At 43.6% G+C, this 14263-nt stretch carries 12 protein-coding genes; 7 read left to right on the top strand and 5 right to left on the bottom strand.

Annotated features, from left to right (window positions below):
- Positions 1 to 161: 161 nt before the first annotated feature.
- Complete coding sequence (locus ABE28_RS05920; RefSeq protein WP_064466616.1) at positions 162 to 728, top strand: DUF2777 domain-containing protein; 567 nt, start codon at positions 162 to 164, stop codon at positions 726 to 728.
- A gap of 52 nt (positions 729 to 780) precedes the next feature.
- On the opposite strand, the gene ABE28_RS05915 is transcribed toward ABE28_RS05920, so the two are convergent.
- The 3 genes from ABE28_RS05915 to ABE28_RS05905 form a co-directional block, all read right to left on the bottom strand.
- The gene (locus tag ABE28_RS05915; protein ID WP_064466617.1) at positions 781 to 1128 is read right to left on the bottom strand and encodes a YisL family protein; all 348 of its coding nucleotides are present in this window, start codon (positions 1126 to 1128) and stop codon (positions 781 to 783) included.
- A 107-nt stretch (positions 1129 to 1235) separates the two neighbouring features.
- A complete protein-coding gene (locus ABE28_RS05910) occupies positions 1236 to 2444 on the bottom strand; it encodes a DUF418 domain-containing protein (RefSeq protein WP_064466618.1) in 1209 nt (402 codons plus the stop codon).
- Between the two features lie 40 nt (positions 2445 to 2484).
- Complete coding sequence (locus ABE28_RS05905) at positions 2485 to 3759, bottom strand: MFS transporter (protein WP_064466619.1); 1275 nt, start codon at positions 3757 to 3759, stop codon at positions 2485 to 2487.
- 696 nt (positions 3760 to 4455) lie between these two features.
- Between ABE28_RS05905 and ABE28_RS05900 the strand changes: the two genes are divergently transcribed.
- The 6 genes from ABE28_RS05900 to ABE28_RS05875 all read left to right on the top strand — a co-directional run bounded on the left by ABE28_RS05900 (position 4456) and on the right by ABE28_RS05875 (position 6425).
- Positions 4456 to 4677 carry a spore germination protein gene (locus tag ABE28_RS05900; protein WP_061143066.1) on the top strand — a complete coding sequence of 74 codons (222 nt, stop codon included), beginning with the start codon at positions 4456 to 4458 and terminating at the stop codon, positions 4675 to 4677.
- A 23-nt stretch (positions 4678 to 4700) separates the two neighbouring features.
- A complete protein-coding gene (locus tag ABE28_RS05895; protein WP_064466620.1) occupies positions 4701 to 4913 on the top strand; it encodes a spore germination protein GerPB in 213 nt (70 codons plus the stop codon).
- A 76-nt stretch (positions 4914 to 4989) separates the two neighbouring features.
- Entirely contained in the window at positions 4990 to 5601 is a 612-nt protein-coding gene (gene gerPC, locus ABE28_RS05890) for a spore germination protein GerPC (protein ID WP_064466621.1), read from the top strand.
- Complete coding sequence (locus ABE28_RS05885) at positions 5591 to 5770, top strand: hypothetical protein (protein ID WP_064466622.1); 180 nt, start codon at positions 5591 to 5593, stop codon at positions 5768 to 5770. The genes gerPC and ABE28_RS05885 overlap by 11 nt, the downstream gene beginning before the upstream one ends.
- 5 nt (positions 5771 to 5775) lie before the next feature.
- On the top strand, positions 5776 to 6183 hold the full coding sequence (locus tag ABE28_RS05880; RefSeq protein WP_064466623.1) for a spore germination protein GerPE: 408 nt from the start codon (positions 5776 to 5778) through the stop codon (positions 6181 to 6183).
- Positions 6184 to 6206: 23 nt separating this feature from the next.
- Entirely contained in the window at positions 6207 to 6425 is a 219-nt protein-coding gene (locus ABE28_RS05875) for a spore germination protein (RefSeq protein ID WP_061143070.1), read from the top strand.
- Positions 6426 to 7009: 584 nt separating this feature from the next.
- Here ABE28_RS05875 and addA read toward each other — a convergent pair.
- Both addA and addB read right to left on the bottom strand, forming a co-directional pair.
- Positions 7010 to 10738: a helicase-exonuclease AddAB subunit AddA gene (addA, locus tag ABE28_RS05870; protein ID WP_064466624.1), complete on the bottom strand. Its 3729-nt coding sequence runs from the start codon at positions 10736 to 10738 to the stop codon at positions 7010 to 7012.
- Positions 10731 to 14228, bottom strand: a complete 3498-nt coding sequence (addB, locus tag ABE28_RS05865) for a helicase-exonuclease AddAB subunit AddB (RefSeq protein WP_064466625.1) — start codon at positions 14226 to 14228, stop codon at positions 10731 to 10733. The genes addA and addB overlap by 8 nt, the downstream gene beginning before the upstream one ends.
- Positions 14229 to 14263: the final 35 nt, after the last annotated feature.

The following is a 14263-nucleotide window of genomic DNA, read 5'->3' as shown; positions in this document are numbered from 1 at the left end:
AGTGATTACGAAGTGTTGAGCAAAGCATCCCGTGTTTAAACATAGCCTATGCGAAGACGGAAAGATGGTTATTTGTCCATAATATTTTAAAATATACCGTTATATTTTCATTGGATTTTGACTAAAAAGTAGGTGAGGATTCCACTATTGGAGGTATATGTATGAGTCAGCAACAACGAACAAAACTAATGAACAGGCAAACGAGAGCTTTTACCGAAGGAACAGTGGAAAATATCAATCAACAATGGATTTTCTTCGATGATGAAACAGATGAGGCCTGCTCCATCGAAGATTATGTTGAAAGTGTTATCGAAGTATACAGGGGTGGACGTTGGCAGCAGGGAGTGGTCGAGGAAGAAGGGAAAATCCTGCTTCATCGGGAAATCACCTTTTTAAGGGAAAATGAGCCCATTCGAATTCGCAAAAAACTGCTCTACTCTTTTGAACGTTTATTGGAGGAATTGAACGACGATTCATTTTTCCAATTTATAACCACCTTGAACTCTCTTGATTTCTCGATTTATGATTGTATATATAGCTATAATCAGCTCACTTTTTTAAGAACCGTCCCTAACCAGTCTGGTGTGAATTTCTTTACCTTCGATAATGAAAATCAAATATGTCTCGTCCAGCACCATTTTTCTTATGGGAAAAAGGATCATGACCGCTTCGAGTTCACCTTGAACACTGGAAAAAGGATCGTCATTGAAAAAGTTAATTCACAATAGCATGAAAAAAGCGGGTAAATGAGGTCTGCTCATTTACCCGCTTTTCCATTCTTTATTTAAAGAAGTAAAGTCCTTGTGGCAGGGAAAGTCCCAAATAAACCACGAATACCAACGCAACGATAAATAGGATCCACATGGCACTAGTGCTTTTCCTTTTTTTCGTACGAACCAAGACCATTTCCATCGCAGCAATTACGATGATGCCGACAATCATTTTAACGGCATAGGCACCAAAATCCGTAATCAGCATTCCGCCAGTCAAGAAAATCAGTAGATAGAATAACCGTGTTATCATATGTAGCATTTTCGCTTTCGGATTTCCGCTTTTAAGCATCGAATATGTGACAAAGAAAAGGATGATTCCGATTACCCATGCTGTAATATGCAAGTGTGTAGTCATTTTATTGCCCCCTCGTTCAGTTTCCCTCTCATCATATCATAGGCTTTTACATAAAAACAAAACTAAGGTGTCACCTTAATGGGGAAAAATCAACAATTTAATGATCATCATGTGCATTTCTTCCTTACTAGTCCTTCCTTGCGCATGACCGGCTTTTTTCCATATGTAGCACATCGCCAGACATATTCAACCGGGCCGTATCTATACAAACTCATCCATAAGCGGGATAGAGGGATTTGCAGGCAAAACAACGCAATCAGGATAATGAACCCTGTCGTGTAAGAAACGGATCCGTATAAGCCAAAGCCATATGAATAAAAAATCGAGGTACAGACTATCGATTGGAATAAATAATTGCTCATGGACATCCTGCCTACATAGGAAAGAGGCATTAACAGTCGACATGCTCCAGTTTTTTCTGCAAGTAACGTGATGGCTGTAATATAGAATACCGTCAGTAATGGTCCGCCAAAATAATCCTGCATGAACATTGTGCCAAAATCATATACCCCCACATAGGGGAGACTCTTTATCATCAAGCCCAGTAGCAGGCTTACGATCATGATTACCTTCAATTTCCGCCTATATGGCATCGGGTTTTGCAAATAGCCTTGCTTAGCCACACCAGCCCCAATCAAAAAAAACGGGAAAATCGACAAAAAAAGGATACCGGCATTAAAGAGGTTATTCACCATATACCAATCTTGTGCTCTCTGATTCATGATTTCCGCTAATGTGCCAGATTGATAAATTTCCAAAGACTGCTCCATCATCTTCGAATCTTCCGTTATTGACATCGCCTCGCTATCGATGCTGCCCATAACCAGGAAAAGCGCACCCAATAAGGCAAATGGCAGAACGTAACACACGGTACCTAGCAAGATCAACGCCTTACCCCTCATCTTATAAAAAAACAATAATGCAAACCCAAAAACAGCGTAATTAATAAGGATATCCCCATGCCAGATGAAAAAAGCATGCATGCATCCAAGTATAAGCAGGAAAGATAGCCTTTTCGTAAACAGGAAAGGAAAGGATATCCCCTTTTCTGTGCTCCCAAGGGCCAGGGTGATTGCACCGAAACCGAATAAAAACGCAAATAACGGATAAAAGCTGGCCTGTGCCACAACATCACTGAACCTGTATAATATCCCGTCCCAGCCTTTGGACCATTGTCCAGCACCGTCCATGTACAAGAGCGGAGAGTGGAATGAAGGCATATTCACGAAAAAAATCCCTAAAATGGACAGCCCCCGTAATATATCGATGCTTACTATCCGTTTATTTTCCTGCAATGTCATCATCGTCCCGTTCATGATTTTCACCCTCTTTCTTTCACAGGAATTCACAATGCTTCTATAGCTTTACTGTATCATCGTTCATGATGGAAGCCGTTCTTTCCCTTTTTATCAATATGACAAACAAGCTCCCCAGCAAGCAAAAGATCCCCGCTAGGAAAAATCCCCATGTATAGGAATTAAAAACCTTGAAGATCAGACCACCGCCATATGCCGCCACTGCTGCACCAGCTTGATGCGAAGCGAATATCCACCCGTAGATAATCCCGCTTCTCTCCAATCCAAAGACTTGCCTTGAAATGCTGATGGTCGGGGGAACCGTCGCTATCCAATCCAACCCATAAAATACGGAGAAGATGATCAACAACGTGATCGTACCTTCCTTCAGCGCAAAAGGAAGCAATACGAGGGACGCTCCCCTTAGACCGTAATACCAAAACAACAGCCAGCGATTATCAAAACGGTCGGATAACCAGCCGGATAAAGTAGTACCAATCAAATCAAAGATCCCCATGAAAGATAGCAATGATGCCGCCGTAACGACAGGCAAACCAAAACTGATGCAATAAGAAATGAAATGTGTCCCGATTAATCCGCTCGTTGACAGTCCACATATAAAAAAGCTTGCTGCCAGTAACCAGAATTCCTTAACTCCCGCCGCTTCTTTTAATGATCGAAAAGCCATGCCAATGGGGTTTTTCTTTTGAACTGCAGCCGATTCCCGGATTTTCCCTTCCGCCCCATATGGAAGCGCGCCAACCTCCTTCGGTGTATTTTTCATGAATAAAAGGATGATCAGCAGCATGATCAAGCTAAGAACCATGACCAAACCAATTGCCCATCTAAAAGAGTAGTTCTCGATGATGATAGCTAAAACTGGAAGTAAAATGAGCTGACCTGTAGCCGTACTTGCCGTTAATATCCCAACTGCCAGCCCTCGCCGCTTATCGAACCAACGATTCGCCACATATGGGCTCAACACCGTCAAAAACACGCCACAACCCAATCCGATGATAACACCCCAGATAAGCATCAGCTGCCACTCATGTTTCATGAAAAAAGTAAGGGAAATCCCTGTCAATAGGGTGGACATGCCCAATACCATCATTTTCTTTAATCCAAGCACTTCAATCAGGGCAGCCATGAAGGGGCCTGATAATCCATAAAGAAATAGACTAATGGCGAATGCCAAAGAAATGACGGAACGATCCCATCCAAACTCATCTTCCAATGGTACGATGAATACGCCGGATGATGATCTAACGATTCCTGCTACAATAATTGAGAAAAATGTGATGATTAAAATGATCCAGCTATAATGAATCCGTTTCATTGCCCTCCCCCACAATCCAAAACTCTTAAAGTCAACATGAAGAAAAATTAAAATTATAATAATTCTAAATATTTTATAATCGTAACACTTTATCGTCAAACCGGAAGCTTTTTTTCGAAACAAATTCGATTGCTCCTGAATGACCGCCCTTGTTTAAGAATGGCTTGAGTTACTTTTCATAGCTTAATAAGAAACTTCATTTAAGGTTAAGAGATACAAAAAAAAATAGCTGATCATTTCTGAACAGCGATAGCGAGGCTACAATTAACGAAACCCATCTTATCTTCCCTTGAATTTCCAGTAACCATTACGGAGATAAATCACCATTTGAAAGCTGTTTACACGACCGTTCAGCTCTATGTAAGTTAAAACCTTCTCATCTCCTATGATCGCTTTCTAATCGCCATGTAGTAAAGCTGCTCAATCTAAGAAATGCGTTAATACTTGGTACATTCATTTAATCACCTCTTGTTTAAATTGAAGTAGATATTCACTCCCTTCGTTGAAATCAGTATTATTACTACATCCGTTATCATCATTTTATTAATACTACCAATTTTTAACATAACAGAATTTCGATAGGCAGATGAATCACATCAACCATGAGTGAACATACAATACATTGAAACTCCCTTCAATTCTGGGCTCACGGCCAAAGATTCCAGGGAAAAACCGAATGAAAAAAGGGTGATTTTCTTGCCGGCCATTGTAGGAATCGTTCAAGTCATTAACGTCGGTAGCAGTGGCGTTGTCCATATTGGTGACGTCTTTAAAATTAATCCATACTCCACTTCAAAAACGTTTGCAGGTGCTGGCTCGTTCAATACTGGTGAATCCATTTCACTTTATAATGCCTATAGCACCACAAACACAAATGATACAGATGGCGTCGACCAGCCAATGGTCTTAAATCTCTAATGGTTTTATAGAAAGGAGTCATCATGATTTTCAATATTCACCAAACCATCCAAATCAATATGATAAAAATTGAAAGCATCGCCAACTCCTCCGTTTTTCAAATTGGAAGTGCAGGCGTGATCAAACCATATTCTACATTGGCCAATACCGGCGGCTTCACTGAGCCTGCACCGGAAATCGAAGCTGATATAGCACCATTGACCACCTTCGTACCATTTACACCTCCTAGTTCATAGGCATTCACCTACCGTAAACTTTTTCATATACTGTCATATATGAAAACATATCTTGGTGAAGGTGAGGTGTTGAATCGTGAATCAGGATCTTTATTCGTACTCCATACAAATGCAGCGTTTTTTAGAAGCCCAGGATAAACGGATCATGAAACTTGAACACGAACTCAAACGCCTGACAGATGAACTTGCCGAGCTGAAAAATAGACCGCCAATCCATGTTGATAGGATTGAATATAAATTCGATCAATTAAAAGTCGAATCACTGGACGGTACGTTGAATATCGGTTTAAATCCTAATGATCTAAACAACATAGATGAATTTTCCGTTAATAACCAACCCGTTCAGCCTGCTCCAAATTTATTTCCAGGCCGGGAAATCGTTGTTCAGGAAATTCATAACGATATTCTTTCAGACTTGGAAAATATGATCGAGGATACGGAAAGCCAGCTAAAAATAACTTTGGAGCCTTCTTATCATGACTTCATTAAACAAGACGTCGAACGTCAGCTCCATCAACGAATCAATATGTATTACGATAACTTGTCTTTCCCCGAACGTGCACCGCAGCAACGTGATAACGTCAAGGAAAAGATCAGGGAAAAGGTAAAGTCCGATATTCAAGCGGCATTGTTTCAATTCATCACACATTCACAAGCCGAAACAGGAGGAAATGTAAATGGAGTTTAATGTAACGAATCATCAGCTTTGTGTAGGTGATATAAAAATCACTGGTGTAGCAAGCTCTGCTTTATTTCTCATTGGGGATGTCCAAACGGTTCAACTATCTTCCGCATTCGATACTCCGCCTGAATCCCTTATAATCGGACCATTCGTACCGGTTACCCCGGAAGGGTAAACAACATGTTTTCGAGAATATCAAAAGTGAAATCCATATTATCCGATACGGTCTCATTCTGTTCGACCATGCAAATAGGGGACACTTCCTATATAGATGGAAATGCCCTTGCATTAGCCGTTCAGAAGAAAAGTGAAACTTTCGGTTCAATTGACATTCAATTCAAAGACTATAACGTTTTCAAGAGGCCCATTTATCTCCCGAGATTGTATGAACCGGTCTACTCAAGCTTTTCAAATCCAAATCCCTTCATACGTGTCGGCAACATCAATATCATCGGGATATCATCCTCTTCCGTGGTTGGCGTGGGCAATGTCGGCCATATACGTATGGAATCCAGGGTGAAACACATACGGCAGGTCCCTAAAAAGGTCGAAGGGCAATCCATTGAGGTTTCACCCAACAATACTTGATTTTTTAAGAAGGAGGCATTCATATGCCAGCCATAGTCGGCCCTATTCAAATATTTAATGTAGGGGAAGGAAATCTATTATTCGGGGATGCAGCGGTGATTTCCCCAAAGTCATCCTCCAAATCGGTCACAGGTTCAGGTTCAGCAAATACTGGTGCCATCGTCTTTACCGCCAATGGTTTGAATGGAAGCAATGTGCTTGATATCAATGGGATCGACCAGCCCATTGCAGGGAATAATTAACGAAGGAAAAGGCTCCCTCTTCCAATATGTGCCCTATAGAGTGGACACGAAAAAAGTCTACCTATAGGGCACATATGTTTATGATAAGAAAAAACGGTTTCTGTTCACTCTCGGTATGAAAACGCAAATGGATTTTCTTTTGCCTACAGTTTTGGAATGGTTGGACTTAGACCATCGCTTTTCAAGCACTTCCCTTCCGCGGAATTTTACCCACATTCCAAGCGGGAGTCACTCCTACCGCTCCAATCCATTTTGATTTTACGACTCAAATATTCTAGCTTGTGAAGATGGATGAGGCATCCTTACAATTAAACAGGTTGATGAATGAGTCAGGGAAATCCAAGTCACATGGGCAAACCATTGAGATATGACCGCTAAGATTTACACAGATCATTGATTCCCCCCACTATCGAGGGCAGTAAAACCTAAAAAATGCCGCCTGCAAAATACAGGCGGCACCTCCTTCGAGTTGCCTAGCTTTTTATAGAAAATCATTTAAAAAAGTTACACCTTATTCTAACGAACTTTAAAATTCGGCAGATTTACCCGGCAGGCTTGCTCGTTTATTCCTCCTGACGGCTGTCTTATACTTCCAATAAATGCGCCCCATCAAAGAAAAACAAGTATCGATTGGTTACCTTCTTATTGAGTATCCCTTCAACAGCCCTCGTATAAAGCTGGAGCTGCACCCGGTATCGATCGGCAAGGATTTCTTTAGCTCCTTCAAACCCGCTAGCAAATCGGCCGGTAATCGCATCCGTTTTATAATCGAGCAGGACAAGGCCCTGTTCATCCTCAAAGATACAATCAATCACACCTTGAATAAGAATTTCCTCTTCCCCGGAATCCCAATCGAGATAAGCATCTTTTGCTGGCAACGACATCGTGAATGGCACTTCTCGGCGAATGTTCACGGACCTTTGCATCCTTTGCCCGATTTCACTATCAAAGAAAACGACAATCGTCTCCGGTTCCACTGCTTCCTTCTGCTCCTCTGTCAACAATTCACGTTGAATCAAGTCATCCACCAATTTCTGGACCGCTTGAAAGGTAACCTCCTTGGATAGATCGATATGCTGCATCACTAAATGTGTAATCGTACCCCTTTCAGCAGGAGTTAGTGATTTTTCCTGCATGAAAGTCGGGCGCTTTGTGATGGGACGCTTAAATTTACGCAACAATTCAGTCGAGCCAGTCTCGTCCCTCAATTCGTATTGCCGCTTAAGTTCAGAAACGGATTGCTTCGAACGGTGCAAGGACGCCTCATGTTCCGGATACTCCCATTGAAGCTGTCCTTTGATTTCATCGTAAAACTCAGATACCATCGCGACCTTCTCCGATTTCTGGACATGCTCAAGTAATTGCTCCTGTCCAAGTGCCTCTTCCTCATCAAGAACGGCAAGCTCCTCACTTGGAACGATCGTAATCGACCAGTTCGATGGATGCGACTCCATTTCAAACCCTTGACCTTCCACAAGCGAATCGCGATGACGGACAAGGGCTGGACCGATCCAATCAAGATAGCTTTTTGCACCTGCCCTTACATAATCCTTTAATAGCCATTCTCCATGTGCTGCATTACTTGCCCAGTTTTGCTGCGTTTTTTCTGCATCACTGATGCTGGCAATCAAATACAGCTTTTCCTTAGCTCTTGTAAGGGCAACATAGAGGACCCGCATCTCCTCAGCAATTAATTCAAGCTGCTTCTTTTTCTTAAATGCCATTTGAGGTAAGGATGGATAAGTGATACGTAATTCAGGATTGACATACTTTGCAGCGAATCCATAATCCTTATCAAGTAAATACGGTTTGCGGATATCCATCATATTGAATTGTTTGGATAGACCGGCAATAAACACGATCGGGAATTCCAAGCCCTTTGAAGAGTGGATCGTCATCAGGCGGACTACATCTTCCTGTTCCCCTAACGCCCGGGCCGCACCTAAATCATCACCCCGCTCCTGCATCCTTTCAATGAAGCGCAGGAAACGGAACAATCCGCGAAAAGAGCTTGCCTCATATTGCCTCGCCCTGTCATACAATGCCCTTAAATTAGCCTGACGCTGTTTGCCCCCAGGCATCCCCCCTGCAAAATCATAGAACTGGGTTTCTCGGTACAACAGCCAAATTACATCTGACAATGCTTCCTGTCTGGCAAGCTTCCTCCAACTGACCAGTTTTTTATAAAAAGCCGAAGCTTTTTCATAAAGCCCCGGATACTCCTCCCGATCACTCTTCCTGTAAAAATCAGCTAATGCTTCGAAATAGCTCCCGGTATGGAATAAACGCACCTGTGACATTTCTTCCTCATCCATCCCGACGATGGGAGAACGAAGCACCGATGCCAAGGGAATATCCTGTTGCGGATTATCGATCACCTTCAATAGGGAAATCATGATCGCGACTTCTGTCGCTTCAAAATACCCTGTCGATAAGTTGGCATAGACGGGAATGCCTTGCTTTTTAAACTCCTCCATGATTTGCGGTGCCCATGGCATCGAACGCAGCAGGATGACCATATCACGATAAGTTGCCGATCGGTATTGTTTGGTTTTCGTATCATATATCGGATGCTTATCGCTTATGGCCTTCTTAATGAGCTTGGCCATCTGCCTTGCTTCGAGCTGCGCTTTTTCAAGCTCCTCTGTCTCAAATCCGTCCTCCGCCGCCGTTTCCTCATGAGCATTGGGATCGGCTGCCCCATCAATTAAATGGAGTTCAATCGGGTTTGGGGCGTCTTCGGGATATGGTGCTCCTTTTTTCAATTGAGCATCCTCATCATAATCAATTTCGCCGACTGTGATGCCCATCAGCTGCTGAAATAAGAAATTCGTTCCATCAAGAACTTCCTTGCGGCTTCGGAAATTGCGGTTTAAATCAATTTTCAGGCCTGTTTCAACCCCATCTCGGGTAAAGCGGTTGTACTTTCCAAGGAAGAGATTCGGCTCTGCAAGCCTGAACCGGTAAATGGACTGCTTGACATCACCCACCATGAAAAGATTTCCATCATATTCACCATCGGCCGTCACCAATTTTAAAATCGATTCCTGAACAAGGTTCGTATCCTGGTATTCATCGACAAGCACCTCTTTGAACTGGTTCCTGTATTCGATGGCAGCCTCCGATGGTTTTCGTTCACCTTCCACGGTTTCACCAGTCAGGATTTGCAGGCAATAATGCTCCAAATCAGCGAAATCAACCAAGTTCTTTTCTGCTTTGGCCGTGAAGAAACGCGCGTCGAACTGTTTAACAAGCATGATGAGCGTATCGACATATCCCTTGAGCTCCCTTATATCACGCAGGTAGCTTTCTGGCTTACGGGAAAATAACTCTTCCTGTAACGCTTTAATGATTTTCTTCGCCTTATCACGATATTTGGTGGCCTCATCCGTTATTTCCTTGATGAAATCAGTTCCTGTGCAGCGTTTCGCCGTTCCAAACTTCACGTTTTGGATTTCTTCGTAAAGCGCATTCCAGGATTGTTCTTTCACTTCCGACAGTTTGGCAACCATGGCAAGGTCAGCCAAATAGTTTTCAGCCCTTGGTGCCGGTCCCCCCGGCACTTTTGTCAACGCGAGCGAACGTTCCAATAGATCCCTTGCGGTGTCCAGCTGCAAACCAATATCGAATTTCAATGATGCGATGAATGAAAGGTCGTCAATCCCCTCATCATCAGCCAGCTCATACATGCTGGCTGCCCCATCGAGCCATTGATCGGGATCAGGGTTCGATTGCGAAAAATCGTGGAGCGATCGAACGATATCCTGTAGTGCATCATCGTTTCGATCGCTTGTAAAGGCATCAACCAATTGAAAGAACGTTTCATTATCACTTTGTCCGTACTGCTCCTCGAAAAGCTCTTCCATTACTTCATCACGAAGCAGCTGGACTTCTGTGGAATCGGCAATCCTGAAAGCCGGGTCGATATCCGTCAGATAATAATACTTCCGGATCACCTCTAAACAAAAGGAATGAAGTGTCGATATCGAGGCCCGATTAATCAAGCTCAGCTGCTTTCGCAAATGTTGTGACTGCGGATTATCATGGATCGCTTTTTCCAATGCCTCTCCTACCCTATGACGCATTTCGGCAGCCGAAGCATTAGTGAATGTAACGACGAGCAGTTCATCCACATCGATCGGTTCTTCTTCCGATATCACTTTTTGAATGATCCGATTGACCAGCACTGCCGTTTTCCCGGAACCGGCAGCGGCCGCAACCAAAATATCCTGATCCTTGGCCCATATCGCCTTCCATTGATCTTCGGTCCAGGTCACATCTCCAGGCAGAGCAGGTATATTCGTTTTACTCATCGCTCTCACCCTCCCCTCTCAATAGATCAAGAACATCATTTTGTTTCTTTTGTGCTAAGTTCCTAAATTGATTTTCCTCCAGGGACTGGTCGAATTGGCATACCGATTTAAAGGAACAGAAGGTACATGGCGTTTTTTCCTTTAATTTAAATGGCGTTATATTCACGTCACCATCGACCATTCGATCACCCGACTCCTGATAAACGCGGCGAACATGGCGATTCAGCATTGAAAAGTCTTCCCTGCTGGCAACTTTGGAAGCGGCAAGGAGCGATCCATCCTTTTTGAAGCCTGCCGGGATGATATCCGACTTACCCGAACTTTCAATATCAAGCGACTGATCCATCATCTGGATGACATTCGAGTGATCCAGAACAAGGCCACTCATTTTAAAGCTTTTATATATTTCTTCTTCAATTTTATCCAGACTGAGCATTCCTTTTGATTTGACGACAGGGTTATGGACATGAAAATATAAAACGCCGGCCGGAATCGCTTCCTTGCCGATAAGTGAATTCGAATGAGTCACGACGATATCAAGGTATGTCAGCATTTGCAAGGCAAGTCCATAATACACTTCACTCATGTTCAGTTCCTTTTCACTCGACTTATAATCGAGCACACGCAAATAGACTCCTTCGCCTTCTTCCGCTTTATCCACTCGATCGATGCGCCCAATCAATTCCATCTTCGTACCATTTTTCAATGTGAAAGTCAGCGGCGGCAGCTCACCATTTTTTCCGAACCCAAGCTCCAAACCAACCGGAGCAAAACCGCTCACCTTGGCATGCTCGCTTAATACCATCGAGGCACGTCCGATCACGTGCTCCAATTTCCTGCGTAAATAGTGATGCCTGTTCGTACTTAACAAAATTTGGTTTTGCAATTTGGGTGCCAGTCTTTCCACAGCAATCCTGGCAAGTTCCAAGCATTGTTCGTTCGTTAATGCAGACCAAGGAATATCGTGCTCCTTCAAATAATCCGAAATCATTTTCAATGCTCCATGGAACATCTCACCGATATCCGGCGCATCCAAACGGAAAATTTGCCTTTCCCTCAGTTTCAAGCCATGAGCCGCATAATGGGAAAACGGGCAGCTATTGAACATTTCCATCCGCGAAACACTTGTAAGGATGCTGTCGCCATATAATCGCTTACTCGTTTCTTCTGATAATTTCTTTGTTTTGTTCTGATAAAAAAGGCTTGATAACACCTTAGTTGCCAAAGGTCCAGCCATTTCATCCTCTATGATGACATTATATACATCCCACCATAGAGAATGGATTGGATAGTTCCTTTTTTTGAGCTGTAATTGGGCAGCCAAATAAGAGAGGGCCACATCATTATTCGCGGCATATTTCAGCTGTTCCTCAGCAGACAGATCGGATGGATCATTCATGTAATGCACATCGGAAACGTTGGGCAGCACATCCCTTACCCGCTTCAAGTAAGAGGATGGCAACAGTGCCTTTCCTTCCTCATCGGCAAGCGGGTACGATAAATACAGGGACTCTGCAGGTGTAGTGAAGGCTTTATACGCCGTAAACTCCTCATCAAGGAGGCGCACCTTCGAGCCTGGTGCGACGTTAAGTCCCCCAGCCAAAAGAACGTCGCGATCACTATCTGAAAAAACTCCTTCAGATACTGCCTTGCCTGGCAGGACCCCCTCATTCAGGCCGATAACAAAAGCCGTCTTCACATCGTCAAGACGGGATAAATCGAGGTTGGCGACAAGGACTTGGTCAATGGCCGGCGGCACTAAAGAGAACTCAAGAGATTCCAGGCCGGCTTCTATGATTGCCGCAAATTGCTTCATGGAAAGCTTTTCCCCGCTTAAAAGCTCTACGAATTGGTCAAATAGATCGACAACAGCATTCCATGTTTGTTCATGCTCTCTTGCCGAAACCAAATCCCCAGCATCTTCCGCCTCCTGCTTCAGCTTTTCCAATTTTTCCGGGACATGCAATTCTTCAAGATATAGATAAAGGGCTTCGCATAATTCCCTTCCATTATCAGCCTTCTTAACACGCTTCGAAAGCTTCAAGATGGGCTCGGTAAATAAGTGCTTCATCTCATTCAGCTCTTGCTCAAGCTTCATTTCCTTATCCGTTTGATTCCGGTCCTCCAGTTCAAGACCGCGGAAACGCTTGTACGTCCAACGATCTTTTGAAGTCCACCTGGTCCCTTTAATCCCACGGGACAGTACATAGTTCTCCAGTTTATCCACCTGTTCGCGCATCCTGTCATGATCATTTTGCAGTGGAAAGAGCAGCTCCGTCTTGATTGCACGAAATACCGGTTCATAACGCCAATATCCATTGATGATCTCCAAAGTGGATCGAATCAGTTCGATTAAAGGATGATTCAGCATCGTCCGTTTTGAATCGACGAACAAGGGAATTTGATAATCGCGGAACACGGTTTGCAAAATATCGGAGTACGCTTCACCGTTCCGAACTAAAATCGCAATATCACGGAAACGGTGCCCCTTTTGCCTGACAAGCATCAAGATATCCCGGGCAACTCCTTCAATTTCTGCCCTGCGGTTAACGGCCTGCGCAATCGTTACATCAGGTGAGCGGTCGAACGCCCGTACAGGACGAATCGCAAAATAAGTTTCGAGATGATGCAGCCCTGGACTCTTCCCGAACCTTTCCGTTCCCGATAAAATCCGATCGTCTGAAATTGGGATGTTATTCCTCAATCCTGCTTGATAAAGATGGTGATACAAGTTTCCCGTTTGCCTGAACAATTGCAGGTCATCCGGTGCATATTGCCTATATGGGCGATCCAAGGTCAGGGAAACCGTCACGTTTTTGCATAGCTTCATCATTTCTTCGACAATCAATAATTCCTGTGGCGTCAAGCTATAAAAGCCATCGATATAGATTTCTGCATTCCTTATATATGAAGACTCAGCCATTTTCTCGATCAGTAAAGTGAAATAGTCTTCGGAATCCAAATATTTGCCGACCATTTCATCCTCAAAAGCTTGATAAATCAACTCTAGGTCATGTAACTTATCCCCAATGCCGCTTGCTGCCTTTGATGCCTCGGTCAAGTAGCTTTGAATGTCCCCTGGCTCGATGCAATACTGCTTGAACTCAGCAAGCATCAGTTCCATCTGGGCAATGAAGCCCTGCTTATCTGCAGAACGGCGAAACAATTTGAATTCCTCTTTTTTATCATCCATGATTTTCCGGATCAGCATATTCACGCCGACACTGTCCAAATGGAGGCGGCTCATTCCCCCGGTTTCCTGTAGAACCCGCCAAGCCAGCCTGCTGAAACTGAAAACCTGCGTCCGGATCATGCCTGCAAGACCTGGCGTTTTAATTAATTTATATTCAGATAGAAACGTCATCTGATCTGGAACGAGATAGATAATTGGATTGCCTTCGGGATCCTCTGCCAATTTGGAGCGAATTTCGTCCAATACATTCGAGGTTTTCCCTGCACCCGATCTTCCCAGTAAAAAACGGAGTGACATCTCTTTTCCCCCTTATACAACATTATGTCTCCATC

Origin of the sequence: Peribacillus muralis, from assembly GCF_001645685.2 — a bacterium.
Lineage (GTDB): Bacteria > Bacillota > Bacilli > Bacillales > DSM-1321 > Peribacillus > Peribacillus muralis_A.
The sequence above is the reverse complement of the archived record's forward strand: the minus strand, read 5'-3'. Positions and strand labels throughout refer to the sequence as shown.

What these genes read in the sequence shown, in the direction of transcription:
- ABE28_RS05920 (WP_064466616.1), top strand. Translation starts at nt 162, where the DNA reads ATGAGTCAGCAACAACGAACAAAACTAATGAACAGGCAAACGAGAGCT.
- ABE28_RS05915 (WP_064466617.1), bottom strand. Translation starts at nt 1,128, where the DNA reads ATGACTACACACTTGCATATTACAGCATGGGTAATCGGAATCATCCTT.
- ABE28_RS05910 (WP_064466618.1), bottom strand. Translation starts at nt 2,444, where the DNA reads ATGAACGGGACGATGATGACATTGCAGGAAAATAAACGGATAGTAAGC.
- ABE28_RS05905 (WP_064466619.1), bottom strand. Translation starts at nt 3,759, where the DNA reads ATGAAACGGATTCATTATAGCTGGATCATTTTAATCATCACATTTTTC.
- ABE28_RS05895 (WP_064466620.1), top strand. Translation starts at nt 4,701, where the DNA reads ATGATTTTCAATATTCACCAAACCATCCAAATCAATATGATAAAAATT.
- ABE28_RS05885 (WP_064466622.1), top strand. Translation starts at nt 5,591, where the DNA reads ATGGAGTTTAATGTAACGAATCATCAGCTTTGTGTAGGTGATATAAAA.
- ABE28_RS05880 (WP_064466623.1), top strand. Translation starts at nt 5,776, where the DNA reads ATGTTTTCGAGAATATCAAAAGTGAAATCCATATTATCCGATACGGTC.
- ABE28_RS05875 (WP_061143070.1), top strand. Translation starts at nt 6,207, where the DNA reads ATGCCAGCCATAGTCGGCCCTATTCAAATATTTAATGTAGGGGAAGGA.
- addA (WP_064466624.1), bottom strand. Translation starts at nt 10,738, where the DNA reads ATGAGTAAAACGAATATACCTGCTCTGCCTGGAGATGTGACCTGGACC.
- addB (WP_064466625.1), bottom strand. Translation starts at nt 14,228, where the DNA reads ATGTCACTCCGTTTTTTACTGGGAAGATCGGGTGCAGGGAAAACCTCG.